The following is a 21,507-nucleotide window of genomic DNA, read 5'->3' as shown; positions in this document are numbered from 1 at the left end:
GCTGATTTAACTGACCAGCTTTGCTTTAGCCTGTTCAGCCAATAACGCAAATGCAGGTTTGTCAAATACCGCCAAATCAGCCAGCACCTTGCGGTCCAGCACGATTTCAGCTTTTTTCAGGCCATTCATGAATACGCTGTAACGCATGCCGCACTGACGTGCCGCTGCATTGATACGCGCAATCCACAATGAACGGAATTGACGCTTACGCTGACGACGATCGCGGTAGGCATATTGCCCCGCTTTCATCACCGCCTGTTTGGCGATACGGTAAACGTTCTTGCGACGACCACGATAGCCTTTGGCTTGATCGATAATCTTCTTATGACGCGCACGCGCGGTGACACCACGTTTTACTCTTGGCATTTAAATTCTCCTTTATGCGTAGGGCAACATGGCGCGCACAGAACGCATGTTGGTTGCATCAACCATCAGCGTGCCACGCAATTGACGCTTGTTTTTGGTGGTTTTCTTGGTAAGGATATGACGTTTAAACGCTTGACCGCGCTTGACACCGCCGTTGGCCAACGCTTTGAAGCGTTTTGCCGCACCCGACTTGGTTTTCATCTTTGGCATTACATTCACTCCTAAATGGCAGACGCCGGGCAGTCTCACTTTGAAACATTTAGGAACCCGGACATCACCTCATAACACCTGACTTGCTGCATCAGGCGCGTTTGCAGCCGACTGCACTGCAAATTCTGCTTACTTGCGTTTTGGCGCCAACATCATCACCATTTGCCGGCCTTCCATTTTCGGGAACTGCTCGACAACGGCATGTTCGGCCAAATCGGCTTCCACGCGCTTCAATTGCGCCAAACCGATCTCCTGGTGCGCCATTTCACGGCCACGGAAACGCAGAGTGACCTTGGCTTTATCGCCTTCTTCCAGAAACTTGATCAAATTACGCAGCTTGATCTGGTAATCGCCTTCATCCGTTCCCGGGCGGAACTTGATTTCCTTGACCTGAATCTGTTTCTGCTTGAGCTTGGCTTCGTGCTGGCGTTTGCTCTGCTGGTACTTGAATTTGCCGTAATCCATCAAGCGGCACACCGGCGGCTTGGCCTGCGGTGCGATCTCGACCAGATCGACTTCGGCTTCTTCAGCCATCTTTAACGCTTGTGCCGCCGTAAAAATACCTAACGGCTCGCCGTCAACCCCTATCAAACGAATCTCTGATCCGGTAATTTCGCCGTTGATTCGCGTTTCTTTATCCTGAGCGATAGTCGCAACTCCTGAAAATCAAAATACAAGAGGAGTGAGTAAACTCACCCCTCGCTTGGTTTGCGCTGTGCGATTTCAGACTTCAACTTGGCGATAAGCGCATCCACAGACATTTGGCCGAGGTCTGCGCCGTTCCGCGCACGCACCGTAACCATACCTGCGGCCATTTCCTTATCGCCGACAATGAGCTGATAAGGCAGCTTTTGTAAACTATGTTCCCGAATTTTATAGGTTATTTTCTCATTTCTCAAGTCCAACGTCGCATAAATTCCTGCAGCACGTAAATCAGCATGAATTTTTTGCGCGTATTCGGCCTGATTATCGGTAATGTTCAATACGACTATATGCACAGGCGCCAGCCATAACGGGAACACGCCGGCATGATGCTCGATCAGAATGCCGATGAAACGCTCCATCGAACCCAGGATCGCCCGATGCAGCATGACCGGTGGCTTGCGGGTATTGTCTTCATCTACATACTTGGCATCCAGCCGCACCGGCAGATTGAAATCAAGCTGAATAGTACCGCACTGCCATAAGCGCCCGAGGCTGTCTTTCAGCGTAAACTCGATCTTCGGGCCATAGAACGCGCCTTCGCCCGGCTGCAAATCAAAATCCAGGCGGTTTTGCGTCAATGCGGCAGCCAGTGCCGCTTCCGCCTTGTCCCAGGTTTCATCGGAACCGACACGCTTTACCGGACGCGTGGACAGCTTGACCAGCATCTCGTCAAAACCGAAATCCGCGTATACCTTTTGCAGCATCACGATAAAATCGGCCACTTCTGATTCGATTTGCGCTTCGGTACAGAAAATATGCGCATCATCCTGAGTAAAACCACGCACCCGCATCAAGCCATGCAGCGAACCAGACGGCTCATTGCGGTGACAAGAACCAAACTCGGCCAGACGCATCGGCAAATCACGATAACTATGCAGACCATGGTTAAACACCTGCACATGGCCGGGGCAATTCATCGGCTTGACCGCATACTCACGATTCTCTGAGGCCGTGGTGAACATATTGTCGCGGTAATTGTCCCAGTGGCCGGATTTCTCCCACATATTGCGGTCCATCACCGTCGGCGTGCGAATTTCCTGATAGCCATAATCACGAAACTGCTCGCGCATATATTGCTCGATCTGCTGCCAGATCACCCAGCCGTTGGGATGCCAGAACACCATGCCCGGCGCTTCGTCCTGCATATGGAACAAGTCGAGCTGCTTGGCCAGTTTGCGATGGTCGCGCTTCTCGGCCTCTTCCAGGCGATGCAGGTAAGCCTCCAGCTCTTCCTTTTTGGCCCATGCAGTACCATAAATGCGCTGCAGCATTTCATTGCGATGATCACCGCGCCAGTAGGCACCGGCCAGCTTCATCAGCTTGAAATGCTTGAGTTTGCCGGTCGAAGGCACATGCGGCCCGCGGCACAGATCGGTAAATTCGCCTTCGGCATACAGCGACACATCTTCACCAGCCGGGATCGCCTCGATCAGCTCGGCCTTGTAATACTCGCCCAGACCTTTGAAATAGGCGACCGCTTCATCGCGCGGCACGACCTGACGGATGACCGCGAGATCGCGCTTGGCCAGCTCCGCCATTTTTTTCTCGATCGCCAGCAAGTCTTCCGGCGTAAAGGGACGTTTGTACGAGAAATCGTAATAAAACCCGTCTTCAATCACCGGGCCTATGGTCACTTGCGCATCCGGGTACAGGGATTTCACGGCAAATGCCAGTAAATGCGCTGTCGAATGCCGGATCACTTCCAGGCCGTCCGCATCCTTGTCGGTCACGATCGCCAGTTGCGCATCGGCCGTAATCAGATGGCTGGTATCGACCAGATGGCCATCGACCCGGCCGGCCAGTGCTGCCTTTGCCAGTCCGGCACCAATAGACGCAGCCACTTCGGCAACCGTAGCCGGCTGGGCGAATTCACGAACCGAACCATCTGGCAAAGTGATATGAAGCATGATTTCTCCGATAGAAAATAAAAAAGCGCGGACTAGCCGCGCTTTTTCAGACAATACAAATTATCAAAACCTACTCAAGGGATAGACGCGACCTTATTGGACTTAGCATAAAAACAAGTTCGCGGTGTCATAACGCTACCTTTCTATCCAGCCAAAATATCAAAGTTATCCGTTGGTAGGCGCGATTGGACTCGAACCAACGACCCCCACCATGTCAAGGTGGTGCTCTAACCAGCTGAGCTACGCGCCTAAAGAAGCGGCATTATAAACGAGTTGCAGCTTACTTTCAATGCAAATTACAGCGCTTAGATCTCACGCACCAGCCTGAATCCCATATTCACATCCAGCTCATCGCGCAAACGCGACCAGCGCGCTGCACTGCGCGCCGCAACTGCGGGGTCAAACCATGAGCCGCCCTTGACCACGATACGCTGGTTTTTGCCGCGAGACTCGACCTGATGCGCGTCACTCGGGGTCTTCAGGTGATTAGGCTGCCACGGCGTCGCCGTCACTTCCCATACATTACCGTGCACATCATGCAAACCCCACAAATTGGCAGGCTTGGTTCCCACTTCCATAGCCCACATCAACTGAGCGCATTGCGGCATGAACGACCATTTCTTTTTCCTGGTCGGCATCGGAAAAATCGGTTTGAACAACACTTCCTTGCAGCTGGTCATATCACCGAAATGAAAAGCGGTATGAGTACCGGCACGTGCCGCATACTCCCACTCCGCCTCAGTAGGCAAACGATATAACTTCCCCGTTTCAGCATTGAGCCAGGCGATATAACGCTCTATATCCGGCGTGCGCACATTGACGATCGGTTCACGCCCCTTTGGCCAGATCAACTCCCGCCCGGGACGGAATCCGGTTGCCGCAGCGAATTGCTCCCACTGCTCCGCGGTAACGGTAAAACGCCCTATCGCAAACGCCCGGCTAACCTGTACATAGCGTTGCGGTGATTCACTATCGTCATGCCCCGGCTCATGTTCCGGCGAGCCTATTTCAAACCATCCTGACGGGATCACCGCCATCTCCGGCGCTCTCGTTCCGCTCGCATGCATCGTATCGCTGAAATACACGGATAAACCGGCCTGCTGCGCGGCCATCTGCTGCGCAGCCCGAAGACTCGTGGCATCCATGTCATGCACAAACATTTCCGGCGTATCGCCACCTCTCGCCTGCACTACCGCATCCATTTGTTCACCTCGCATGAAACAAAAAAGACACCTCATACCGGTGTCTTTTTTTGTTGTTTAACCCACCGATCAGGCTGGCGTGTTGTAACGTGTCACACCTGCCATGATTTCTGCCTTGGCTTCTTCTACCCCGGTCCAGTCTTCGACCTTTACCCACTTTCCCGGTTCCAAATCTTTGTAATGTTCGAAAAAATGAGCGATTTGCGCCAGCGTCAATGTGGGCAGGTCATGTACGGATTTTACCGATTTATACAAACCACTCAGCTTTTCTACCGGCACCGCTACCAGCTTTGCGTCAAAGCCGGCTTCATCGCTCATTTTCAGCATGCCCAGGGTACGGCAGCGCACGACCACACCCGGCATGAGCGGGAATGGCGTGATTACCAGCACATCGACCGGATCGCCGTCTTCCGACAAGGTTTGCGGAATATAGCCGTAGTTGCAAGGGTAATGCATCGCAGTCGACATGAAACGGTCTACAAAAATCGCGCCGCTATCCTTATCCACCTCGTACTTGATGGGTGCCCCGTTCATCGGAATCTCGATCACCACATTAAAATCATTCGGTAAATCCTTGCCTGCCGGAACCTGATTCAAACTCATTTATATCGCCTCTACTGACTATCAAAAATAAAATTATACCCCAAGCACGCTTGTTTCCGACCGTTAACCGGCATCACCGTCCACATAAAACCAGCGCCCTGATTCCAGCACGAAGCGGCTCACCTCATGCAGGCGGTAAGCGCGTCCGGCGATCTTTTGCCGGGCGACGAACTCCACTGTCGCATGCGTCGCGTCCTGCGACTGATGGCCCAGAATCTTTAATCCCAGCCATTGCGGGCGCGGCGTCTCCTGGGCCAGACCCAGATGTGGGGGGCGTGTGGAAGGATGCCATGTCGCCAATAAATAAGCCTCGTCCTGCATGACGAACGCCGTATACCGCGACCGCATCAAGACTTCTGCAGCTGGCGCCGATTCGCCCGCCAGATAGCGCCCGCAACATGCTACCAACGCCAAACCCGAGCCACACGGACAAGCCGGCATGTCATGCCTCATTACTGAGCCTGCCGATCTATCGCCTGCCGTTGTGCCGCCGCATCACGCTGCATCTTGTCATCCAGCTGTCCGGCCTGTTCCAGCGCATGGCGCTGACTGTCGAACATCCTGTCCTGCGCCGGTTGCGACGCTTCCACTTTAGGCAGAGTCGGCGGCACCTTATGCGCATCACAGCCCGCCAATACCAGCAGCCATGCCAACATCATCAGAATACGCATCATCATTCCTCATCAGGGTTGAATGCCTAAACACATCCGATATCCTACCATACCCGACCAATACCGGTCGGGTATGACCTTGGCAGACTTTTCCATAATCCAACCAGAAATCCTGACCAGAAACGAAATGTCATGGCATAATACCTACAAGATAAACAGTCTTTGTCTCACATGACAAATCCTGTTTACGATCAAGGGGGGACGGAATCCTGGACGATAAATATCGCGCTGCGCATCATTCCCTATCCGCAAGCTTTTACCGAAGAAGGCGATAGCGAATTCCGATGCATCATAAACACCCTCACCTCGCCCACCCCAAATACCGCCCCGACATTGACGGTCTGCGCGCCGTAGCTATCCTTTCAGTCATTTCATTCCATGCATTCCCGGATATCATGCCCGGCGGATTCATCGGCGTAGATATATTCTTTGTCATTTCCGGCTTCCTGATTTCAACCATCATTTTTTCCAGCCTGGAACGCGATCGTTTTAGTCTGGTTGAATTTTACATTCGACGAATCAAGCGGATCGCGCCGGCATTAATACTGGTATTGCTTTCGAGTCTGGTTGCAGGGTGGTTTCTTCTTGTTGCAATTGAATTTGACCAGTTGGGCAAGCACACTCTGGGAGGCGTCGGGTTTGTCGAGAATCTCGTTCTCTGGCGAGAAAACGGATATTTCGACAACACCTCGGAAACCAAACCGCTGCTTCATCTATGGAGCCTTGCGATTGAAGAACAGTTCTATATCTTCTGGCCACTGCTCCTGGCCTTTGTCTGGAAACGCCAATGGAGCTTCCTCAAGCTTACGCTGCTGATCGCTGTTGTTTCTTTTGCAGCGAACATTTACTTGATGCAGCGCCATCCTACCGCAGCGTTCTACCTTCCTGTTTCCCGATTCTGGGAATTGATGACAGGCGGGATGCTGGCTTATGCCAATCTACATCGACCCCAGCTCATCGATAAATTCAGGAATGCCCAGTCAGCGCTTGGCTTTACGCTTATCCTGTCCGGGTTGCTCGTCCTGAATAAGGGACGGGATTTTCCGGGCTGGTGGGCACTGCTGCCAACACTGGGCGCATTCTTTATCATTTCAGCGGGGCCTGCCGCCTGGCTGAATCAAAAACTGTTATCCACCAAACCAATGGTCTGGATTGGCCTGATCAGCTATCCGCTTTACCTGTGGCATTGGCCACTGCTGTCTTATTTGAGAATCGTCGATGCCGAAGCCTTAAGATATGAAAAGCTTGGCGCCATTATCATCGCGATAGTGCTTGCCTGGCTGACTTACTGGTTTATTGAAAAGAAAATTCGTACCGCGAAAAACGCTTCTGTTACCGCGCTCATCCTTTTTCTCCTGCTATTGGCTACCGGCCTGCTAGGTGCCATGGTGTACATGCATCAAGGCTATCCGGAGCGGCCCATCAATAAACAATCAGGCATTCCTGCCACATTGGAATTATTCAAGGAATCCAGGGAATCAGACGGTAGTTGTGAAAAATTCAACCACGAGAAACCGGTAAAAGAAGAAGTTTGTTTATCAAACTCAGAAAATCCCCAGCTATTGTTTGTCGGAGATAGCCACGTGATGGCGTTATATTCCGCCATCTTTGCGAAACAATTTCCTGCGAATTCAATGTTGGTCGCAGCCCATGCATGCCCTCTGTATCCGAACCTGAGCTACACCCCCACATTCAGGCTTCCGCTTGCAAACAATTGCACCGAGGTATCTCAGCAAGCCCTGTCCATCGCCAAAAAATACAAATCGATCAAAACGGTGATTATGGCCAATTTATATAACTACTCGAACCATACCTATAATACGTACAGACTCAATGGCGCCAACCTCAGTCCCAATTCAGCGTTTATCATTGGCAATGGTTTCTTTATCCAGCAAATGCTGTCACTCGGAAAAAACGTGGTTTTGGTCGAGGACGTCCCCAAGCTGCACTTCGATCCGCTGCAATGCATTCAACGCGTTCCTTTTGTCACGCCGAACAACTGCGATAGCAGCAGAAAAGAAAACGATATCCAGCAACGGACTTACAAAGAAGATTTAAGCACATTAAAGGAAAAATATCCGCCTCTGCAAATATTTTATACGGAGGATACATTCTGTGATTCAGACATTTGCCTGGCTCGTCTGAACAATAAATGGCTCTACATTGATACTAACCACATAAGTATTTATGCATCCAATATACTGTTAAACAAAATGAAGCAAGACGGCTACCTAAAATAGCCAGGCCGCGCATAAAAGGCATATTGGCGTTTAGATTTGCCTGAGATGATCAGGACGTGTCAATGGTGCCGGTGTCTGCATCGTACTGGCTCCACAACCCGTATTTTTACTACACTTTCATTCTGTATTTAGAAAAAGAACCAACACAATGCGCCTGCTAGAATAAAAATAAATCAGTACGTCAATTTACCATCTTTCATGGGGTGAATTCGCAAAAATGCTAATCATAGAAATAGCCGCTTATGGGGTTTATTTCAATAATGCGTAAATACCCACTTATGGGGTTGTTTCGATAATCGTTAAAGCTCTTTCATGGGGTGATTTCAATAATCACAGAAAACTTCCCTTTTGGTAATGCTCTCGCATGCGCGCGAAACGCTCTGATTTTGTAACTTATTTATGAGCTGACTTGTCAATGCTCCCTCGCGCGCGGAACGTTCTGAGATTCACGCGCGCGCGTGTATTGCTCAATCCAATGCTCCCTCACGCGTGCGAAACGTTCCGAATCAAAGTGCAATCTCGCACCTTGTTCTAGTCACCGGCGAATTTTAATCAGCCTATTCATTTCAGCGGCTAACTGTGCGAATGGTGAAACGGTATCACGTCCAGTTAGTCGGGTATGTTCGGCTTCTGCATCGCGCAATGCTTTCCTGGCATCAGCAATGCGCTGTTTAGCACGTTCCAGTGACTTAGCGCGGTTCTGTGCTGATATTGCCTTACCTTGTGGTGTGCGTGCGCCTGAGGATGATTTCCAAGGCATCCAGCCGCGTATTAGTTCTGCCTGTTTTGCCCTTGCTTCGGGTGTCCAGTCTCTCGCCATGATATTAAACCCCAATAATAAAAGTTCGTTGTTTTCAAAAGTGCTGCGTTATTTGTTCACAATGCCAGCCTAAGCCGCGCCATGATTGAGTTTAAGTGTTCACATTGAAACGTTTGCCAATCCTTGCCATAGCGCCCGATAATAAATTAAAACGGCTCAGGCATACATTCACCCAAGCCGCGTTAGTTATTCGCCTATGACGCGTCTAATGCAGAATTGTCGTTAGTGCCAAGTTATACCTCCAATCGTTGCTGACTTGATAAATGGTGCGCTGGTAAATTTGCTGTTTTGTGCTGCCCAATATGCAAATTCGAGGGGGTCACGCGGTGTTGGCGCCACATTCGGTGCATTAATTTCAGGTGCATGTATATGGTGATATTCATAGTGTTCAGTTTCTGGGGGAGTCCAACCATCTAAAACACCCTCTACAAGTACAGTTTCTGGGTAAGCGGCTTTTTTCACTCCCCAGAATCTGTACTTGTGGAAGGCTTCACTCCCCCAGAAACTGAACCTACCCCTTTAATTTTTGGTAACGCATCCATCAGCAAATATGCGCCGTAATGGTAGGTTGCTCGGGTTATATCCAGCCCGATAAAATTGGTGATCTCAAGCCAGCTTAGTGCATATTTGCATGAGCCAGCATTAAAGCCACCTTGTCTGGTTTTGATGATTAGCTTACGGTCTATCAACTCGGCTAACGCTTTGGCAGAGGTTGCCTTGCTTTGCCATCCGCGCTTGCTTAGCCAAGTGTAAACACAGTGCAGGTGTCCGTTGTTAGCCTTAGCTCTGTTATGCTGCCGGGCGATCTCAAACAGCAACGCCTTTGCTGAAAAACTGCAACCCTGATAAGCAACACTATCAAGCAGCGCATGAGGGATTGCGCTGTACGATCCTTGAGTGTTTTCCGTAAATTTCTTTTTGGTGGCTCTGCTCATGCATCACCCCTAGGCTGTAGCACATACATTGCTACTTTGCGGTGAGTAATGCCGTCAGGTGTTTGGATTGATACCCGCACGGTGTCGATCTTGTGGCCAGCGTTTCGCAAGTCGTTGATACGTCCACCTGGGTGCATGATTCCATGCGTATGGCGTAGGTCAGCAGTTGATTGACGTCCTGTAAGCAAGGCAGCATAAGCTATTGCACATTGATTCTCTGCGCTGGTATCATGCGGATTGAGTTTGTTTTGTTTTCCTTCGTCGCCCTGTTCCCGCAGGGCTTCGTCGTTTCTGGGCTTCGCGTTGTATGTCATGGTTACGCCACCCTGCTTTGAGCAATACGGGCGTTAATCCATTCCTCTACGTCTGCGAGTACCCAAGCAACTGACATGCTGCCAAGGCGTACCGGCTTTGGGAAGTCATCATCAGCCATCAGCGCATAGATACGCGAACGGCTTAACGAGGTTATTTCTTCCACCTTGTTACGGCGGATTAATTGTTTAGGTGAATCTTGAATTTGCAAAGCCATGTTGTGAAACTCCTGATTAAATTAATACATCAGGAACAAATACGCGGCTTTACCTAGCGCGGTGAATTGCGCTATTTACGGGGCAATTTTGTGAATAAAAAATTAACAATGTGTTAATAAATTTACTTGCCATATTCTATCTTAAAGATATAAGATTCAACCCGTGGGTAAAACCACAAAACAATGCGACCAAGCAATTGTGTATCTGCTCCAAAAATCAGGGGTCTTGTTTACGCCATAAACAAGACCCCTGAACCAATAACCAAATCACAATCAACATATAGCGTCTTCCCTGCTATGCCGTAACTATATGCTGCGTTCCTCAGTTGTGATAATTATATTCAAATAATTATCAAACTCCGTTGCAATAAATAAAATATATTTTTTTAATCAATATAATCAATAGTTAATGTTGTCATTAACACATACGTGACATGTCACTTTCTGTTTTTCACTGCGCGAATCAACAAATCTTCTATAATTCCCTTTTGTGTCATGCGCATTTCATACCCGAGCAACTCTAGCGCTCGAGTGGCTTCCGCTGATAGCAACATGGACAATTGCAATGGGTGGCAAGATTCGAAGAGTTCCAGCTTACGTTTAGCCCTACTGGAACGTTGCCGCTCTGCTGCCGTCATAGGTTTTTTCTTTTCAACGTGCATATCGCCTGCCTCATTATCTAAATAACATCTACGCCCGCTTAATCGTTATAACATCCGCCCCATTTTTCAACCCAATCAAATAATCAGCCCACGATTGCATCATCTTTTTTCGCTCTGGTAGATACTGCGCCTTGTTATAAGCCGCTCTGACTTTGTTGGTTTCCTTATGCGCTAATTGCACCTCTATCGCATCAAAGTTATATCCCTGCTCATTTAATAACGTACTCGCCATTGATCTAAAACCGTGCCCTGTCTGCACTTTCTGTGTATCATAGCCCAGCGACTGCAAAGCCTTATTTATCGCGCCATCGCTCATGGGTCTATTTGCATTATGCGCCCCCGCGAAAACATACTTACCCATGCCCGTCAGTGGCTGCATTTCTCGGAATATCGCAATCGCTTGGGTAGCCAAAGGCACTATATGCTCGCGCCGTGCTTTCATCTTTTCCGCCGGGATTGTCCAAAGCGCCGCATCAAAATCAATCTCACACCATTCAGCATGGCGTAGCTCACCCGGGCGCACAAATACCAACGGGGCTAATGCTAACGCGCACCTAGTAACATGGCTGCCTCTGTATGTTTCAATTTTGCGTAGTAGCTCGCCTATGTCTTTAGGTTCAGTGATGGAGGCGAAATGCGTGCTTTGGATGGGCGTTAATGCGCCGCGCAAGTCAGCCGCCGGGTCACGTTCAGCCTTACCCGTAGCCACACCATAGCGAAATATGCGCCCGCACAATGCTAGAACGTCATGCGCCGTACTAATAACGCCGCGCGATTCCATACGCCGTATTACAGCCAGCAACTCCAAAGGGGTTATTTCATTCATTGGACGTTTACCAATCCACGGGAAAACATCCTTTTTGAGCCAGCCCATTATTTTGCTGCCATGCTTAGGGGTATTACCAACTGAAAACTTTGTAAACCATTCAATCGCCACAAATTCAAACAACAATTCTGTTTTGGTCACTTCGATTATCTGCGCCTCAACCACGACCGACTTTTTCGCTTTCTTGGTGACGATCTCGCTGGGGTCAGTGCCAGCGGCTAACAGCGCCTTGGCTTCGTCGCGTTTGATGCGGGCTTGGGATAAGGTAACGATTGGATAAGTGCCAAGTGCCAGCGTTTTCTGTTTGCCCTCGAAACGATAGGCCAGTTTCCATTCCTTGCCGCCGCCCAGCTTTTTCTTTTCATCGCTTGGATTGTCACGCTCCGGCTTAATCAACAGATACAAACCGCCGCTATCAGATAGCTTTTGTTGACTGTCCGTTGGTTTCACGTTCTTTATTTGAAGTTCGGTCAAAGCCATAACTTGCCTGCCTTTCGTGAATTTTGTTGGTTCTTTTTAAGTGAATTAAGCACAAATATAGCAAGAACCAACAAAAGAACCAACACATACAACAAGATTCTATGAGAGCGACTAGGAACGCTTAGGAATAAAAAAAGCCCGTAAACCTTGTATTTATTGGGTTTTACGGGCCTTTCAGGAATGCTTAAGAATATTTAAGACGTGTCAATGGTGCCCGGTGTCAGAATCGAACTGACGACTAAGCGTTACGAGTGCCTTGTTTTACCACTAGAACTAACCGGGCTGACAGCCAGACATTATAGCCTACGTCTTAATCGCCATCAACTCTCAACCGACTCCTCTCCGGTTTTGCCGGAGGTTTTCATCGAGCACACTGACTCAGTATAAAAATTTGTACTTTTATAAAAAATCTGCAACGATGTTTGAGTCCGTAATAGCGATTATCCGGCAGCGTTTTTCCAGATCGGCAACATTATGCCCAACGCCGTTACCCAGGCAACGCAAACAAATGAACAAGGATATGGTTTTGCCTGAATCGCAAACTTATCCCAGAATAAACGAGGCATCAAATTATGAAATCCGTACAGCAGGAAATCGACGAACGCACCAATCTGACCGGCTCCAACAAATTCGAATTGCTGCTGTTCACCCTGGGCACCAGCGCCAATAGCGATCGCGCCGAGTTGTTCGGCATCAATGTATTCAAGATCCGTGAAATCGTCGCGATGCCTGAAATCACTAGCGTTGCAGGTGCCCCGCCGAATATGCTGGGCGTCGTCAACCTGCGCGGGCAGATCATCTCCGTAATCGACTTGCCCGCCATCGCGGGATGCACACCTAAAACCGGTCTGAATATCATACTGGTGACGGAATTCGCGCGCAGCACACAAGCCTTTGCGGTGGAATCGGTAGAAGACATCGCCCGGCTGGACTGGGGCCAGGTACTCTCCGCCGAATCCAGTGCAGCGGGCGGCATGGTCACCAGCATTGCCCGGCTGGACGGCGACACCGACCACACCCGTCTGGTGCAAGTGCTGGATGTCGAGAGCATATTGCGCAACATGATGCCGTCAGACGAAGCTGAAGTGAATCCCGACACCCTGGGCCCGCAAATCACCCTGAAACCCGGCACGGTCATTCTCGCTGCCGATGATTCCGTCGTGGCACGCGCCTTGATCGAACAGGGGCTCGACGCGATGGGCGCGCCTTACATCATGACCAAGACCGGCAGGGAAGCCTGGGATCAGTTGCAGTCACTTGCCAGCGCAGCGGAGGCCGAAGGCAAAACCATACACGACAAGATCGCCCTGGTACTGACTGATCTGGAAATGCCGGAGATGGACGGTTTCACGCTCACCCGCAATATCAAGCAGGACACACGCTTCAAAGCCATTCCGGTGGTCATCCATTCATCGCTCACCGGGTCCGCCAACGAGGACCACGTCAAGAGCGTAGGCGCGGATGCCTACGTCGCCAAATTCGTCGCCGAGGAGCTGGCAGCCACGCTGCGCAAGGTACTGGCACAATAAAAGCCGCCATCACCGGCCCGCTTTTCAAACACAACACCTGCATCATTCAGCTCAAACGAACCGAATGATGCAGGTGTCTCAGCGATTATTTCGCAGCCTGAAACGCACCCGGCGGCAAAGTCGGCACAGTCGAGAAATTCTTCGGCAAGGTCCCGGTCAGACTGTTCAAAAAAGCCACGATTTCTTCGATATCCTTGCTGTCGAGCTTCTTGCCGAGCTGCACCTGACCCATGACGCGCACAGCTTCCGGCAATGTGGCGACCGAACCGTCATGGAAATAAGGCGCTGTCATCGCCACGTTGCGCAGGCTGGGCACCTTGAACACATACATGTCCGCCGGGTTCTTGGTCACATCGAATCTGCCGGTATCGATCTTCTTGCTGCCGGTCTCCTTCCAGTAATCCTCGACCAGACCGAATTTCTGATACATGCCGCCACCCACACCCACGCCGTTATGGCACGAAGCACAGCCGGTAGAGATGAATTTCTGCAGACCCGAAAGCGCAGCAGGCGATAGCGCCTTGATGTTGCCTTTCAGATAAGCATCGAACGGCGCAGGAGTCACCAGCGTGCGTTCATAAGCGCCGATCGCCTTGCCCCAGTTTTCTGCCGTGACCGGATTCTTGTCGTTGGGGAAAGCCTGCTTGAACATGGCCGGATAGCCTTGAATCGCTTCGATCTTCGCCATCGCGGTCGCAAAATCCGGCTGACCGAAGCTTGGCGGCCCGATCAGCGCCTTGGTTGCCTGATCTTCCACATTGATGCGGTCACCGCGCCAGTGCGCTGCAAATTCCTGCGCGGCATTCAGCACCGTTGGCGAATTGCGCGGATTGGCACGATCTTTCACACCGATAGGCAACGGAAGCGCATCGGTGCCGTACAACGCTGGCTGGTGGCAACGTGCGCAACTCACCGTGCCGTCGAGCGAAGGACGCGGATCGAAAAACAGCGCTCGCCCCAATGCCACCCGTTCCGGCGTGACCGGGAATTCCGCCGTGCCCATATTAGCGGGCAAGGGCTTGAACAGTGCCTGAGCCTGTTGCAATTCCGGGCTGGTGCCGGCGGCGATACTCATATCCGCACCCAATGCACCCGCCAGCAGACCCACGATACCAAACAGTATTCGGGATTTATTTCTATTCATTGCCATGTCTCCTCTCGATCAAAAAACATCTTCAGGCCCGCAATTGCCGGACCACCGCATCCACCGCCGCCAACTGGTGCGACAGCACCAATAACGGCGCACCCTGCTCGCCTGCCAGAGCGTGCCAATAACCGCGCAGCCAGTGCCCCCGGCCGGTCAGCGCCGGCACAGCCCCGCGGAATGCAAACACATGCACGTACCCCAGATTGTCCAGATAGCTATTCAAATGCCATGCGGCATAGCCGTCCACGGCGCAATCCTTGCAAAGCTGCAATACGCCGGGCAAGGACTTACCGAGCGCAAGCTGCACCGTCGCCATATCCGGCACCAGCACGCCACGCAGCCCGGATTCCTCATCCGCATGCGCAAAAGCCAGACGCACCAGCGCCGGCGTCGTCTCATAGGCGACGCCCATCCAGCCTGCCACACCAAGCGCTGCCAGCCCCGCAGCAGCCGCACCCGTGCGCAGGAACGCGCGCCGCGGCAGATGCGCAAGCTCGCCTTCGGGCGTCGGCAAATTGTTCAGGGTACGCCGCATGGCCGCATCGAAAGCGTCGTCATCTTCATATCGATTACTCATTACGATCCCTCTTCTTCCAGCAACTGCCGCAATGCGCGCCGTGCGCGGCTCAGTCGGCTCATGACAGTGCCAAGCGGAATATCCAGTGCCAGCGCCAGTTGCTCATAATTCATATCCGCCAGATAAAACGGCACCAGTATCTCCCTGTGCAACGGGTTGAGTGCCTGCAAGGCATTCAGCAAATCGATACGCAAATCCACCTGATTGAAACCGCCCGCAACGCCCTCGCAATGCGCATCGTCCCACGCATCCCATGGCTGACGCTCGCGCCAGACCCGCATCGCCTCCCGGCGCAGGATCTGATACAGCCACGCCTGCACCGCCACCCCGTCACGCAGCTGCCTGCGCGCCCGCCAGGCCAGCGCGAAAGTCTCCTGCACCAGATCCTGCGCTGCACTGCGCTCACCCGATAACGCCCAGGCGGCACGGTACAGGAACGACTGATGCAGCCTGACCCATTCGGAAAAGCGTGCTCTATCCCCGGTAAACATCGGTCGTTGTTTTCATGTACATGGAACTAAAGAGAGGGTTTGAAGCAGCATTATTCCACGATGCGTGAAATATTTTGAGATGCGCCTCACAGTCGGCGAAGAAACAGCCGGCAGTCAGGCTCCCCGGCTTTTGACCGCACCTGCCGCAAGGCGGGAGCGGGCGATGAAAGAAAATCTAATCAGGCTTCCTGCGACTCCAGCGTAAATGATACGCCCGCATCCTGCCCCAGCACCTTGGTCAGATAAGGCATTACCGTTTGCAGCGTGGCTTTCAGCGTCCACGGCGGATTGAGCACGAACATGCCGCTGCCGTGCATGCCGAAGCCATCCGCAGATGGCGTATTCACCGTCAGACTGACATTCAGCCAGCTTTTTGCCTGCAGCCGCTTGAGGCTCTCGGCGAAATGCTGCGACTCGTGACGTTGCAGCAACGGATACCATACCGCGTAGGTGCCGGTTTCAAAGCGCTTCAGCGCATCTTTCAACGCAGCCGGCACGCGCTGGTAATCCTGCTTTTCTTCGTAAGGCGGGTCGATCAGCACCAGCGCACGACGCGGTGCGGGCGGCAACAATGCCTTGAGCCCCGCAAAACCGTCGGCAGCTTCGATCTTGACACGGCGCCCGGCACTGGCAAAATTCTCGTGCAGCAACTTGCTATCGGTCGGGTGCAGCTCAAACAAGCGCAGCTGATCCTGCGGACGCAGCACCTGCATCGCCACCCACGGCGAACCGGGATAAATCCTGAACTCGCCGTCGGGATTCAATCCACGCACCAGTTCCACATATTCCGCCAGCGCCGCCGGCAGATCCTCGCGTTGCATCAGACGCGCGATACCGCTCAGGTATTCGGCATTTTTCACCGCATAACCCTGATCCAGCGCATACAGGCCAGCCCCGGCATGGGTATCGATCATCCAGTAAGGCTTGTCCTTCTGGTTGAGGTACTGCAGCAATTGCAGCTCGACAAAATGTTTCAATACGTCGGCATGATTACCGGCGTGAAAGGCGTGACGATAGCTCAGCATAATCTAATTAGGCTCTAGAATTGTTAATCAAAACTGCTCGCTGTCCAGCAGATAGCGCCATTTTCCCGGCTGCAAGCCGGCCATGGGCACGCGCCCGATGCGGATGCGCTTGATGGACTGCACCGTCAGCCCGACCTTCTCGCACATGCCCTTGATCTGCCCGGGCTGTACGCCCTTGAGCGCAAAGCGCAGCCGGGTTTCGTTCTGCCAGCTCACCTTGATCGGCGGCAGCGGCTTGCCGTTCCAGGTCAGGCCATGGTTGAGCAGCGCCAGGCCGTTGGGCGCCAGCTCGCCCGTCACTTCGACCACATACTCCTGCTCGACCTTGTCGGCGTCTTCGACCAGCTTGCGCACCACACGCCAATCCTGGCTGAACACCAGCAGGCCGCTGGCGCTGATGACCAGTGGCATGAGCATGCGCAAATCGCGCAGGTGGCGCTGCAGGGATGTCAGCTCCGATTTGTCGTCGGCGGCGCGATTGTCCGGGGTGATGAACTGCAGCAAGGGGTTGGCTTCGGCGCCATCCACGCTGGCATCGACCCCGATCGGCTTGTGCAGCAGGATGGTCACCGGCTCGGCCGTATCCAGAGCAGCATCGGACAATAATTCAACCTGCTGCTGCGGCTGCACGCGATAGCCGACGACCTCGACCACTTGACCGTCCACCTTGACCCAGCCGCCTTCAATATAGAGCTCGGCTTCGCGGCGCGAGCAGGGCAGCATTTCGGCAACACGTTTGGCGAGGCGTATGGATTCGGACATGATGGCAGTATTGAAAGCGGGGCGTTTATTGTAACCGCATGGGGCTGTACCCACATAGCCAATTTGCCAATCCCGGCCAAACCCGCAATAATCCCGTTCAATTCATCATGATATTTGCCCCATGCACACTTTTCTCTGGCACGACTACGAAACCTTTGGCATCAATACCCGCAGCGACCGTCCTGCGCAGTTCGCCGCGATCCGCACCGACGCCGAACTGAATGAAATCGGCGAACCGATCATGCTGTATTGCCGGCCTGCGCCGGATTACCTGCCCGACCCGCAATCCTGCCTGATTACCGGCATCACGCCGCAACTGTGCCTGGAACGCGGCGTCCCCGAACACGAATTCGCCAGCCGGATCGAGCAGGCATTCAGCCAGCCCGAGACCATAGGCGTCGGCTACAACACCATCCGCTTCGATGACGAAGTCACCCGCTTCCTGCTGTGGCGCAACCTGATCGACCCCTATGCCCGCGAATGGCAGAACGGCTGCGGGCGCTGGGACCTGCTCGACGTAGTGCGCGCCGCCTACGCATTGCGCCCGGAAGGCATCAACTGGCCGACCAACGGCGACGGCCGCATCAGCTTCCGCCTCGAACACCTCACCGCCGCCAACCACATCAGCCACGAAGCCGCGCACGACGCGCTGTCCGATGTGCGCGCCACCATCGCGCTGGCGCGCCTGATCCGCCAGCAGCAGCCGCGCCTGTTCGATTTCTGCCTGAAGCTGCACAAGAAGGATGCTGTCGCCGAGCAGATCAGCCTGCACGCACCGCGCCCGTTCCTGCACATTTCCGGCATGATCCCGGTCGAACGCGGCTGCGTGATGCTGGCCTGGCCGCTGGCGCAGCACCCGACCAACAAGAACGAAGTCATCGTCTGGGATCTGGCGTTCGATCCCGCCGAATTATTCACACTGGACGCCGCCACCATCCGCACTCGCATGTTCAGCAAGACCGAAGAACTCGCGGAAGGCGTCAGCCGCCTGCCGATCAAGACCATCCACCTCAACAAATCCCCCATCGTCATCAGCCAGCTGAAGACGCTAAGCGCCGAAATGGCTGAAAAATGGGGATCGACATGGCGCAAGCATTGCAATACGCGCAGCAACTGGGATTCGCATCGGACATGAGCGCGATCTGGGCGGACGTATTCCAGCGTCCCGCTAATGGCGCGCAGGACGTTGACGAAGATCTGTACAACGGCTTTATCGGCAATAACGACCGCCGCACGCTGACCCGCCTGCGCGGCCTGCCGCCGGACAGCCTGATGCAGGCGCGCCCGAACTTCGACGATCCGCGGCTGGAAGAGCTGCTGTTCCGCTACCGCGCCCGTAACTTCCCTGAATTATTGTCCGCAGCGGATGCTCGGCGCTGGCGCGGCCATTGTGCCGCCCGCCTGTTCGACGGTGCAGGCAATGCGCGTACGCTGGAACAGCTGTTCAACGCCATCGATGAACTGGCAGAGACGGCTGACGACAAAGATGAGGAAATACTCGCGGCATTGTACGATTACGCCGAAAGCATCGCCCCGGAACATCAGGACTAATGATTTTCAATCCGCACTAGATACATCATGACGACACCACGCAATTTTCGGATTTTTATGGGAATAGGCGGCGTACCTGAACACGACCGGCCGAGCGCCTATCTGTGGGAACGGCGCCTGCACTGGCTGATGGTGGCTGTCGCCTTGCTGACGCTGCCAGCCTTTTATCTGGAAGTCAGCGAGCAAAGCGGATTTTTCCGCCACCTCGGGCAATTGCTGGATCTGATCATCCTGATTGCGTTCATTGCCGAATTCGTCTGGATGCTCCACATGGTCGAGCAGAAATCGCTCTACATCCTGCATAACTGGCTGAACCTGCTGATAATCTTCGGCGCCGCCATCAGCCTGACCGGCATGGACGGCGAATGGCTACCACTGGCGCGGCTGTTCCGGCTGGCCTATGTCTCGCTGATGATCGCGCGCCTGCTCGGCTCGATACGCAATCTGTTCACCCCGGGCGCCACCCCTTATCTGCTGGGCTGGATGGTGGTGATCATGCTGCTCTCCGGCGGCGGCTTCTACTGGCTGGAGCCCACCGTGCACTCGTATTCCCAGGGCTTGTGGCTGGCATTCACCACCGGCGCCACCGTCGGCTATGGCGATATCGTCCCTACCACCGATGCCTCACGTTTATTCGCCGCCGCGATGGTAGTACTTGGCTTCGCCATGCTGTCAGTCGTCACCGCGAGTATTGCCGCATTTTTTATCGGCGAAGACGAGCGCAAAATGCGCGGCGAACTCCATCACGACATTCGTGAATTGCGCGAAGAAGTGCAAAAACTGCGCGCTGAATTGATGGCGCATCGCGAATACAACGGCAAACTCGATAAATCATGACTGAGCCCAACATTTGTACTTGCCAATAACCAGGATCAGCCGATGCTTTGCCCGCGATCCAGCACCCAGCACCGGGGATTATTCGTATACCCGACATGCTCGTAGTATGAGTTGGCGGCAGGCGCAGCAACCAGAATCAGTTTGCATTTCGGGCCCAGATTCTCTTGGGTGATGACTTGCAGTTTTTTGCCGATACCGCGTCTTTGATATTCCCTGTGCACCGCCAGATCGGAAAGGTAGCATGCGTAATGAAAGTCCGTCATTGAACGCGCAATACCTATCAGGGTTGCGCCATGCCAGGCGGTCACCATCAGGTTGCTATTCTTAACCATGCCTTCCATGCACTCGCGGTCTTCGATGGGCCTGCGTTCGCCCAGCGTCGATTCCCGCAGCAGCCCGATGAACTGATCCGCCGATACCGGCGCGTTGATTTTGTATTCGATGCTCATGGATTCTCTTCGGCAGCCAAGGTCTGATGGAATGATGGCCGGGCGATGTGACTACCGGTCAGGTTGCCATTCCTGATGGTACGGAATGGCTTTATCGTCCTGTAACCACGGAACATCATGCGCGCACCAGATGTGCACCACAGGCTTGACGCCCGGATCTTCATCGAGCGTTGCCACGCGCACAATGACGTGTGGCTGTGCAGAACGCTCGGCCACAAGATGCGTGCCGCAAACGGAACAGAAATGCCTGAATTTTCCCGGCGACGACTCAAAGGCCGCCAGTTTTTCCTGGCCTTTGACCCAGCGAAAACGTTCCCGCATGACACCGGCGGTCGACGCAAACGCGGCTGCATGAGCTTTGCGGCAAGTACGGCAATGGCAATGACTGATATGCATGTCCAATCGATCGACTTCATACTCAATGGCGCCACACAAACAACTGCCTTTCATATCTGTACCTTATGTAAAAGTCTCGCAGGCTATCGCAACCGCTGACGTAACCGCTCAAACCACAAGCAACATTCAAGTGTCACGTTACCTATTTCAACGTAACGTTTTCATGAAGGTTACCAAATCGGTCAAGTTCTGCCCAGCCGCATCGGCGACAACGCCGAGTTTTTTGGCGGAGAGATTCAGGCGATTGACCCAGAAAATCGTATAGCCGAACGATTTTGCACCGGCGGCAGCATCCCACCCGGCAAACGGCACAAATAGAATCTCCTCACGCTTTAACCCAGAGGAATCGATCACCATCCGGTAAGCGCGCAGGTCGGGTTTATACGTTTTTATCTGATCAGTGCTAAGCACATGTTCAAAGACGCCTTCCAATCCGGAGTTCTTGATGCCGGCATCAAGTATCTTCGGCGTTGCATCGGATAAAAACGCCAGCCTGATAGCCGCATCCTTAAGTAACTGCAATGCCGCCGTGACACTTCCGGAATCAAGACGTTACGTCTGGTTTACGGCGCAGCACGATAACGATT

General features: G+C 53.1%; 24 protein-coding genes, 2 tRNA genes and 2 pseudogenes. 4 read left to right on the top strand and 24 right to left on the bottom strand.

Translation table 11 applies throughout. The features are described 5' to 3' along the window. Window positions 1–6 precede the first annotated feature (6 nt). From rplT to CAP31_RS03275, 9 genes are all read right to left on the bottom strand, one after another. Window positions 7–366, bottom strand: a complete 360-nt coding sequence (rplT, locus tag CAP31_RS03315) for a 50S ribosomal protein L20 (protein ID WP_087446233.1) — start codon at window positions 364–366, stop codon at window positions 7–9. Between the two features lie 12 nt (window positions 367–378). Then, complete coding sequence (gene rpmI, locus CAP31_RS03310; RefSeq protein WP_087446232.1) at window positions 379–576, bottom strand: 50S ribosomal protein L35; 198 nt, start codon at window positions 574–576, stop codon at window positions 379–381. 129 nt (window positions 577–705) lie between these two features. Further along, a complete protein-coding gene (gene infC / locus CAP31_RS03305) occupies window positions 706–1,224 on the bottom strand; it encodes a translation initiation factor IF-3 (RefSeq protein ID WP_087446231.1) in 519 nt (172 codons plus the stop codon). A 44-nt stretch (window positions 1,225–1,268) separates the two neighbouring features. Next, a complete protein-coding gene (gene thrS / locus CAP31_RS03300; RefSeq protein WP_087446230.1) occupies window positions 1,269–3,188 on the bottom strand; it encodes a threonine--tRNA ligase in 1,920 nt (639 codons plus the stop codon). A 173-nt stretch (window positions 3,189–3,361) separates the two neighbouring features. Continuing rightward, window positions 3,362–3,438: transfer RNA gene (locus CAP31_RS03295), tRNA-Val, on the bottom strand. Window positions 3,439–3,493: 55 nt separating this feature from the next. Then, on the bottom strand, window positions 3,494–4,405 hold the full coding sequence (locus tag CAP31_RS03290; RefSeq protein WP_223247348.1) for a formylglycine-generating enzyme family protein: 912 nt from the start codon (window positions 4,403–4,405) through the stop codon (window positions 3,494–3,496). 54 nt (window positions 4,406–4,459) lie between these two features. Then, window positions 4,460–4,993: an inorganic diphosphatase gene (gene ppa / locus CAP31_RS03285; RefSeq protein ID WP_087446229.1), complete on the bottom strand. Its 534-nt coding sequence runs from the start codon at window positions 4,991–4,993 to the stop codon at window positions 4,460–4,462. Between the two features lie 63 nt (window positions 4,994–5,056). Beyond that, on the bottom strand, window positions 5,057–5,434 hold the full coding sequence (locus CAP31_RS03280; protein ID WP_223247347.1) for a YchJ family protein: 378 nt from the start codon (window positions 5,432–5,434) through the stop codon (window positions 5,057–5,059). Window positions 5,435–5,445: 11 nt separating this feature from the next. After that, the gene (locus tag CAP31_RS03275) at window positions 5,446–5,670 is read right to left on the bottom strand and encodes a hypothetical protein (protein ID WP_087446227.1); all 225 of its coding nucleotides are present in this window, start codon (window positions 5,668–5,670) and stop codon (window positions 5,446–5,448) included. Between the two features lie 278 nt (window positions 5,671–5,948). Here CAP31_RS03275 and CAP31_RS03270 point away from each other — a divergent pair, with 278 nt between their 5' ends. Beyond that, window positions 5,949–7,904, top strand: coding sequence for an acyltransferase family protein (locus CAP31_RS03270; RefSeq protein ID WP_087446226.1), 1,956 nt, complete (start codon window positions 5,949–5,951; stop codon window positions 7,902–7,904). A 535-nt stretch (window positions 7,905–8,439) separates the two neighbouring features. On the opposite strand, the gene CAP31_RS14740 is transcribed toward CAP31_RS03270, so the two are convergent. The 7 genes from CAP31_RS14740 to CAP31_RS03240 all read right to left on the bottom strand — a co-directional run bounded on the left by CAP31_RS14740 (window position 8,440) and on the right by CAP31_RS03240 (window position 12,439). Continuing rightward, window positions 8,440–8,724: a hypothetical protein gene (locus tag CAP31_RS14740; RefSeq protein ID WP_157662637.1), complete on the bottom strand. Its 285-nt coding sequence runs from the start codon at window positions 8,722–8,724 to the stop codon at window positions 8,440–8,442. Between the two features lie 222 nt (window positions 8,725–8,946). Next, on the bottom strand, window positions 8,947–9,186 hold the full coding sequence (locus CAP31_RS14735) for a hypothetical protein (protein ID WP_157662636.1): 240 nt from the start codon (window positions 9,184–9,186) through the stop codon (window positions 8,947–8,949). Beyond that, window positions 9,183–9,659, bottom strand: a complete 477-nt coding sequence (locus CAP31_RS03265; RefSeq protein ID WP_087446225.1) for a hypothetical protein — start codon at window positions 9,657–9,659, stop codon at window positions 9,183–9,185. The genes CAP31_RS14735 and CAP31_RS03265 overlap by 4 nt, the downstream gene beginning before the upstream one ends. Continuing rightward, window positions 9,656–9,973, bottom strand: a complete 318-nt coding sequence (locus CAP31_RS03260) for a helix-turn-helix domain-containing protein (RefSeq protein WP_087446224.1) — start codon at window positions 9,971–9,973, stop codon at window positions 9,656–9,658. The genes CAP31_RS03265 and CAP31_RS03260 overlap by 4 nt, the downstream gene beginning before the upstream one ends. Window positions 9,974–9,975: 2 nt before the next feature. After that, window positions 9,976–10,188 carry an AlpA family transcriptional regulator gene (locus CAP31_RS03255; RefSeq protein ID WP_087446223.1) on the bottom strand — a complete coding sequence of 71 codons (213 nt, stop codon included), beginning with the start codon at window positions 10,186–10,188 and terminating at the stop codon, window positions 9,976–9,978. A 690-nt stretch (window positions 10,189–10,878) separates the two neighbouring features. Continuing rightward, window positions 10,879–12,156: a tyrosine-type recombinase/integrase gene (locus CAP31_RS03245; protein WP_087446221.1), complete on the bottom strand. Its 1,278-nt coding sequence runs from the start codon at window positions 12,154–12,156 to the stop codon at window positions 10,879–10,881. Window positions 12,157–12,364: 208 nt separating this feature from the next. Next, window positions 12,365–12,439: transfer RNA gene (locus CAP31_RS03240), tRNA-Thr, on the bottom strand. A gap of 289 nt (window positions 12,440–12,728) precedes the next feature. On the opposite strand from CAP31_RS03240, the gene CAP31_RS03235 reads away from it, so the two are divergent. Next, the gene (locus tag CAP31_RS03235; RefSeq protein ID WP_087446220.1) at window positions 12,729–13,685 is read left to right on the top strand and encodes a chemotaxis protein; all 957 of its coding nucleotides are present in this window, start codon (window positions 12,729–12,731) and stop codon (window positions 13,683–13,685) included. 85 nt (window positions 13,686–13,770) lie between these two features. Here CAP31_RS03235 and CAP31_RS03230 read toward each other — a convergent pair whose 3' ends face one another. The 5 genes from CAP31_RS03230 to CAP31_RS03210 all read right to left on the bottom strand — a co-directional run bounded on the left by CAP31_RS03230 (window position 13,771) and on the right by CAP31_RS03210 (window position 17,687). Further along, window positions 13,771–14,829, bottom strand: coding sequence for a cytochrome-c peroxidase (locus CAP31_RS03230; protein WP_223247346.1), 1,059 nt, complete (start codon window positions 14,827–14,829; stop codon window positions 13,771–13,773). 31 nt (window positions 14,830–14,860) lie between these two features. Continuing rightward, window positions 14,861–15,409 carry a hypothetical protein gene (locus CAP31_RS03225; RefSeq protein WP_087446218.1) on the bottom strand — a complete coding sequence of 183 codons (549 nt, stop codon included), beginning with the start codon at window positions 15,407–15,409 and terminating at the stop codon, window positions 14,861–14,863. After that, the gene (locus CAP31_RS03220; protein WP_087446217.1) at window positions 15,409–15,900 is read right to left on the bottom strand and encodes an RNA polymerase sigma factor; all 492 of its coding nucleotides are present in this window, start codon (window positions 15,898–15,900) and stop codon (window positions 15,409–15,411) included. The genes CAP31_RS03225 and CAP31_RS03220 overlap by 1 nt, the downstream gene beginning before the upstream one ends. A gap of 179 nt (window positions 15,901–16,079) precedes the next feature. Further along, on the bottom strand, window positions 16,080–16,925 hold the full coding sequence (locus CAP31_RS03215) for a 23S rRNA (adenine(2030)-N(6))-methyltransferase RlmJ (RefSeq protein ID WP_087446216.1): 846 nt from the start codon (window positions 16,923–16,925) through the stop codon (window positions 16,080–16,082). Window positions 16,926–16,952: 27 nt separating this feature from the next. Next, a complete protein-coding gene (locus CAP31_RS03210) occupies window positions 16,953–17,687 on the bottom strand; it encodes an rRNA pseudouridine synthase (RefSeq protein ID WP_087448236.1) in 735 nt (244 codons plus the stop codon). 121 nt (window positions 17,688–17,808) lie between these two features. Here CAP31_RS03210 and sbcB point away from each other — a divergent pair. Continuing rightward, window positions 17,809–19,238, top strand: a pseudogene (sbcB, locus tag CAP31_RS03205) (exodeoxyribonuclease I). A gap of 27 nt (window positions 19,239–19,265) precedes the next feature. Next, complete coding sequence (locus tag CAP31_RS03200; RefSeq protein ID WP_087446215.1) at window positions 19,266–20,075, top strand: potassium channel family protein; 810 nt, start codon at window positions 19,266–19,268, stop codon at window positions 20,073–20,075. A 35-nt stretch (window positions 20,076–20,110) separates the two neighbouring features. Here the strand turns inward: CAP31_RS03200 and CAP31_RS03195 are convergent, their stop codons facing one another. From CAP31_RS03195 to CAP31_RS03185, 3 genes and pseudogenes are all read right to left on the bottom strand, one after another. Next, on the bottom strand, window positions 20,111–20,524 hold the full coding sequence (locus CAP31_RS03195) for a GNAT family N-acetyltransferase (RefSeq protein ID WP_087446214.1): 414 nt from the start codon (window positions 20,522–20,524) through the stop codon (window positions 20,111–20,113). A 51-nt stretch (window positions 20,525–20,575) separates the two neighbouring features. Next, a complete protein-coding gene (locus CAP31_RS03190; RefSeq protein WP_087446213.1) occupies window positions 20,576–20,974 on the bottom strand; it encodes a GFA family protein in 399 nt (132 codons plus the stop codon). 93 nt (window positions 20,975–21,067) lie between these two features. Continuing rightward, a pseudogene (locus tag CAP31_RS03185) lies at window positions 21,068–21,445 on the bottom strand (HAD-IA family hydrolase); the annotation flags it as partial. Between the last annotated feature and the right edge of the window lie 62 nt (window positions 21,446–21,507).

This window comes from Sulfuriferula sp. AH1, from assembly GCF_002162035.1.
Classification (GTDB): Bacteria; Pseudomonadota; Gammaproteobacteria; order Burkholderiales; family Sulfuriferulaceae; genus Sulfuriferula.
This window is presented reverse-complemented; position numbering and strand designations above follow the sequence as displayed.

Excerpts from the sequence above, each read along its gene's own strand:
- CAP31_RS03280 (WP_223247347.1), bottom strand. The coding sequence starts at position 5,434 with ATGCCGGCTTGTCCGTGTGGCTCGGGTTTGGCGTTGGTAGCATGTTGC.
- thrS (WP_087446230.1), bottom strand. The coding sequence starts at position 3,188 with ATGCTTCATATCACTTTGCCAGATGGTTCGGTTCGTGAATTCGCCCAG.
- CAP31_RS03225 (WP_087446218.1), bottom strand. The coding sequence starts at position 15,409 with ATGAGTAATCGATATGAAGATGACGACGCTTTCGATGCGGCCATGCGG.
- CAP31_RS14740 (WP_157662637.1), bottom strand. The coding sequence starts at position 8,724 with ATGGCGAGAGACTGGACACCCGAAGCAAGGGCAAAACAGGCAGAACTA.
- rpmI (WP_087446232.1), bottom strand. The coding sequence starts at position 576 with ATGCCAAAGATGAAAACCAAGTCGGGTGCGGCAAAACGCTTCAAAGCG.
- CAP31_RS03215 (WP_087446216.1), bottom strand. The coding sequence starts at position 16,925 with ATGCTGAGCTATCGTCACGCCTTTCACGCCGGTAATCATGCCGACGTA.
- CAP31_RS03195 (WP_087446214.1), bottom strand. The coding sequence starts at position 20,524 with ATGAGCATCGAATACAAAATCAACGCGCCGGTATCGGCGGATCAGTTC.
- CAP31_RS03235 (WP_087446220.1), top strand. The coding sequence starts at position 12,729 with ATGAAATCCGTACAGCAGGAAATCGACGAACGCACCAATCTGACCGGC.
- CAP31_RS03210 (WP_087448236.1), bottom strand. The coding sequence starts at position 17,687 with ATGTCCGAATCCATACGCCTCGCCAAACGTGTTGCCGAAATGCTGCCC.
- CAP31_RS03200 (WP_087446215.1), top strand. The coding sequence starts at position 19,266 with ATGACGACACCACGCAATTTTCGGATTTTTATGGGAATAGGCGGCGTA.
- CAP31_RS03290 (WP_223247348.1), bottom strand. The coding sequence starts at position 4,405 with ATGCGAGGTGAACAAATGGATGCGGTAGTGCAGGCGAGAGGTGGCGAT.
- CAP31_RS03265 (WP_087446225.1), bottom strand. The coding sequence starts at position 9,659 with ATGAGCAGAGCCACCAAAAAGAAATTTACGGAAAACACTCAAGGATCG.
- CAP31_RS03245 (WP_087446221.1), bottom strand. The coding sequence starts at position 12,156 with ATGGCTTTGACCGAACTTCAAATAAAGAACGTGAAACCAACGGACAGT.
- CAP31_RS03230 (WP_223247346.1), bottom strand. The coding sequence starts at position 14,829 with ATGAATAGAAATAAATCCCGAATACTGTTTGGTATCGTGGGTCTGCTG.
- CAP31_RS03255 (WP_087446223.1), bottom strand. The coding sequence starts at position 10,188 with ATGGCTTTGCAAATTCAAGATTCACCTAAACAATTAATCCGCCGTAAC.
- CAP31_RS03275 (WP_087446227.1), bottom strand. The coding sequence starts at position 5,670 with ATGATGATGCGTATTCTGATGATGTTGGCATGGCTGCTGGTATTGGCG.
- CAP31_RS03270 (WP_087446226.1), top strand. The coding sequence starts at position 5,949 with ATGCATCATAAACACCCTCACCTCGCCCACCCCAAATACCGCCCCGAC.
- CAP31_RS03260 (WP_087446224.1), bottom strand. The coding sequence starts at position 9,973 with ATGACATACAACGCGAAGCCCAGAAACGACGAAGCCCTGCGGGAACAG.
- rplT (WP_087446233.1), bottom strand. The coding sequence starts at position 366 with ATGCCAAGAGTAAAACGTGGTGTCACCGCGCGTGCGCGTCATAAGAAG.
- CAP31_RS03190 (WP_087446213.1), bottom strand. The coding sequence starts at position 20,974 with ATGAAAGGCAGTTGTTTGTGTGGCGCCATTGAGTATGAAGTCGATCGA.
- CAP31_RS03220 (WP_087446217.1), bottom strand. The coding sequence starts at position 15,900 with ATGTTTACCGGGGATAGAGCACGCTTTTCCGAATGGGTCAGGCTGCAT.
- ppa (WP_087446229.1), bottom strand. The coding sequence starts at position 4,993 with ATGAGTTTGAATCAGGTTCCGGCAGGCAAGGATTTACCGAATGATTTT.